The sequence below is a fragment of the Oceanobacillus indicireducens genome (genome assembly GCF_014647195.1).
Taxonomy (GTDB): domain Bacteria; phylum Bacillota; class Bacilli; order Bacillales; family Amphibacillaceae; genus Oceanobacillus; species Oceanobacillus indicireducens.
Genome location: NZ_BMOS01000065.1, coordinates 1 through 4,197, shown reverse-complemented (window position 1 = coordinate 4,197; position 4,197 = coordinate 1). Strand labels below are relative to the sequence as shown.

3 protein-coding genes, 1 pseudogene and 1 riboswitch are annotated in these 4,197 nt (G+C 34.2%); of the genes and pseudogenes, 3 read left to right on the top strand and 1 reads right to left on the bottom strand.

Annotated features, from left to right (window positions below; genetic code table 11):
- Positions 1 to 491 precede the first annotated feature (491 nt).
- Both IEX94_RS19240 and IEX94_RS19235 read left to right on the top strand, forming a co-directional pair.
- Complete coding sequence (locus tag IEX94_RS19240) at positions 492 to 1,220, top strand: Fic family protein (RefSeq protein ID WP_188858259.1); 729 nt, start codon at positions 492 to 494, stop codon at positions 1,218 to 1,220.
- 1 nt (position 1,221) lies between these two features.
- Positions 1,222 to 1,947: pseudogene (locus IEX94_RS19235) on the top strand (class I SAM-dependent methyltransferase); the annotation flags it as partial.
- A gap of 387 nt (positions 1,948 to 2,334) precedes the next feature.
- Here IEX94_RS19235 and IEX94_RS19230 read toward each other — a convergent pair.
- A complete protein-coding gene (locus tag IEX94_RS19230; protein WP_188858261.1) occupies positions 2,335 to 3,354 on the bottom strand; it encodes an AI-2E family transporter in 1,020 nt (339 codons plus the stop codon).
- Positions 3,355 to 3,615: 261 nt separating this feature from the next.
- Positions 3,616 to 3,727: riboswitch (SAM riboswitch) on the top strand.
- Positions 3,728 to 3,892: 165 nt separating this feature from the next.
- Here IEX94_RS19230 and IEX94_RS19225 point away from each other — a divergent pair.
- A complete protein-coding gene (locus IEX94_RS19225; RefSeq protein ID WP_188859858.1) occupies positions 3,893 to 4,153 on the top strand; it encodes a hypothetical protein in 261 nt (86 codons plus the stop codon).
- Positions 4,154 to 4,197 lie beyond the last annotated feature (44 nt).

Here is a 4,197-nt window from a genome sequence, read left to right as displayed (position 1 = left end):
TTTTGGCTATAAAGTTCTTTATAAAGACAACAGTTTAGACCGCAAACAGCTGAGGATCAGCACTGATCTTGCGCTACATGGATGGCTAACAGGTCTATATTGAAGATCCAGCTGCCATTGATGCAGCTTTTTGTGCGACGGCAGTTGCACAAAAAAGGCACTTCAAATTATTTTTTGGAATAGTGAACAAGGATGTTATTATATCTATTTATAGGCATGAAACTTAATTATTTTTACTGAACTTTCATTGTATTATACACTCATTAGAAAGAACGTAAGAAATACGGTCTTAAATCTGCACGTCGCGCGCCACAGTTCTCAAAACGTCAATCTTATATTACGTATCAACCCTTTCTCACTTCGGTGGGAGAGGGTTTTTGTATAAAGAATCTTATTCCATTTCTGCTATGTTATAATGAAAAGTAATAAAACGCTTGAGTAATTCTATAAATATAGCGTCATAATGAAAAATAGTGAGAGAGGTGAATTATTTGTTAAGTAATATTCTTAAAAAAAAGGAGCAGTTAGATGCTGCTCGTCCTTTACCAACACACACATTACGGACGCTAAAAGAAAAGTTATTTTTAGAGTGGACATACAACTCTAACGCAATTGAAGGGAATACGTTAACGTTAAATGAAACAAAAGTTGTTTTAGAAGGGATAACGGTTGGTGGAAAAACATTAAGAGAACATTTAGAAGTAATTAATCATAGAGATGCGATTCGTTATGTAGAAGAAATTATTAGAAATCAGGAACCTCTTTCAGAATGGCAAATAAAAAACCTTCATCGCCTTGTGTTAAAAGGAATTGACGATGCATATGCAGGTGTATACAGAGCAGAGCAAGTGTTTATTTCGGGAGCGGAGCATGTCCCCCCTGCTGCCTTTTTGATTCATGAAAAGATGGAAAAGATGATGAAATGGTATGAAAATGAAGGGGCCCTTCATCATGCTATTAAACGTGGCGCAATGTTACATGCCATATTTGTAGGTATTCATCCGTTTATTGACGGAAACGGAAGAACTGCGAGGCTCTTACTAAACTTAGAGTTAATGAAAGACGGGTATCCACCGGTTGTTATCAAAGTGGAAAATCGATTAGCTTATTATGAAGCTTTGGATAAAGCGCATACGACAAAAGATTATCATGATTTTATTTCATTAGTTGAAGCAGAAGTCGAAAATTCACTTGATCTCTATTTACAAGCGATAAAATAAGGATGAAATTTACAAGAGTGTAATCATATATTTCTTTAACAGGAGAGTTCAACTATCCCTAATATCATTAGCACGTTCTGCTTACTGTGAAAAAGTATTGCTAAATGAAGTTAATTTAGGAGTAGAATAATATGTCATACTCGGAGCTGGATTAGATACTTTTGGCTTCCGATATCCAGAGTTGAACAACAGCTTGAAGATTTTTGAAATTGATCATCCAGCTACGCAAGAATTTAAAAAGAAGAAGTTAAAGGATGTTAAACTTAATATCCCAAAAAATCTTCATTTTGTTTCTATGGATTTTACTAATAAGTTTTCTAAGCAATATTTAATAGATAAAGGATTTGACAACAAAAAGACTTTCTTTAGCCTATTGGGCGTTTCATATTATTTAACAAAAGAGGAAAACGCGAGATTGATTAGTCATTTATTTACTAACATCTCACCGGGTAGTTCTCTTGTTTTTGATTATGCAGACGAAAAACTCTTTGAAGAAAAAGGGATGCCTAATAGAGTTGAAAATATGGTAAAAATGGCTTTAGCAAGTGGGGAACCAATGAAGTCAAGTTTCACTCATAATGAAATAGAGAGTATGTTAGAAAAATCAGGTTTGCTAATTTATGAACATTTATCACCAAATTCGATAAATGAACTTTATTTTAGAAATAGGACAGATTATTTATCTGCCTTTGAGACAATTCATTTTATACACACTGTAAAGAAATAATTTCAATAAAAGAAGGGGTGCTAAACATTTTTATTGCACCCCTAATTTATATATTATTGCGGATAATATAAAACCAATAGACTTGTAAGACCTTGTTATATCAAAAACGCCTGTTTGGATTTTTCCAAATGGGCGTTTTTTATAAATTAATATGCATGTGTATGTTTTAATAATTTGCATTTAGATCATTCATTTCGTTAATAAGCATATTGAATTTGAGTCGGACACTCCTGGAAATAATAAAAGTTCAAATTAAGAATCCAATTACCTCAAGTCTTAGTCAGCTCCCGTAATGTTTTTTCTCTACGGAGTTACAAGGACATCAAGCGAACCGCGAGCCTTTTTTATTTTATGAATAAGTGGGACAAATAACCCCGTGTCCCACCTCTACTCTATTTGCTCATGTTTATCATTATCGGTTACATCCAGTATATCCAGCAAGAATACGAACACTGGTATTCCGATAATTAATCCCCAGACACCAAAGAAATGCTGTGAAAAGATTAAGACGATAAATGTATAAAATACAGGTAAATCCGTTTTAGAAGACATCAATTTTGGATTAAGAATATACGCTTCAATTGCATGGATAACCATAATTGCGGTGAGCAAGTAAATAACGGTTAAAAAGCCCCCGATTGTATAGGCGATGAGAGATAGCGGGATAAGTGAAATGATTACACCTGCAACAGGGATAAGCCCTAAGAAAAAGACCATAATCGCTAATCCAAAGATCTGTGGGAATCCAAGAATGATTAATACAATGACCGTAAGAAATGTATTAATCAGGGCAATCATAAATTGTGCTTCAATTACTTTGCCAAAGGTGCGTGAAAACTTACTGCCGAAGTACTCGATCTCCAGGTAAAATGGCGCAACCTTACTTTTTTTGAACTTACTCGTAAATGCAAGTAGGCGGGGTTTTTCGAGCAGGAAGAATAAGCTAAGTATTAACGAGATTAAAACCTGTACACTTACCGTGCTAATATCTGTAATCGATTTTAAGAGAAATGAAAAGCCGTTTTCTATGTAGCTCGTAATTTGAGCGCTTGAAATAATCGGTTCTATAAAACTAAAAACTGGATTATTATACGATTGGATGGAGAAATTTGAAATCTGCCCAATGACTTGACTGATTTCCATCGTAATAATTGGTAAGTATTTTACAGCTCCTACTGTTAATAAACCGACGATTACGGAGTATAGCAATAACACGAGAATCGATCGGTTAAATTTGATCCGTTTCACTGTAAATTCAACTAGCCCATTCATCAAAAATGAAAAAATAAAAGTAAGGAGGATAATATTTATTAAACTTCTTACACTGTAAAGAATTAGAATGATTAAACCAAAAATAATAATGCGTTTTACTCCGGTTTTTCGGAAAAAGTCGACGATTGATTCCATATAATATTTCCTCTCTTATGCCATGTGAAGTAAGTTAACTAGTTTTGCCTATATCCTTTAGTATCCACTTATAGCAGGAAAAATACAAGATAAAATCTTAAGTAATTCTGCAATCATATTAAAACTGGGACAAATGCTCTGACCCTCTGTCCCACTGAAATTTTAAAAAAGAAGTTGACAATTTTATTCACTTTGATTAGAATAGTTTCCAATCGGTAAAATTTTAAAATAATTTGTTCAATACAATTACATATGTATACTCTCTTATTAAGAGTGGTGGAGGGAATAGGCCCGACGAAACCCGGCAACCTGCAGTTGGCTAAACTGCAAAGGTGCTAAATCCTACAGTTTTTAAGAATCTGAAAGATAAGAGGAGGAATTTTAAAACCCTCTTCTTAAGGAAGGGGGTTTTTTATATGAAACATCTTTGAAAAGATGGAAAGTCCACACTTAAACCCGACTATACTTATAAGGAAAATGATATTTAGCAAACTTAAATTGAAATTCAATATAAAAATAAGCCTAGGAGGAACTAGACATGAGAAAGTGGATTGCGTTTATTGCAGTAATGATTGGAGCATCGCTCATTATAACAGCTTGTGGCTCTGCCAAGGGAGAAGGAAAGGACACATTAGATAAAGTGGTATTAGATTATGCATATTATTCCCCGACAAGTCTGGCATTGAAAGAATTTGGTTGGGCGGAGGAAGTGTTTGAGGAGCAGGGGATAGAAGTGGAATGGGTGCTCAGTCATGGAAGTAATAAAGCACTTGAGTTTTTAAATTCGAGAAAAAATTAATTGCAAAGTCAAATGGATCGGCAATTGAGTCCGTCTATATTTAT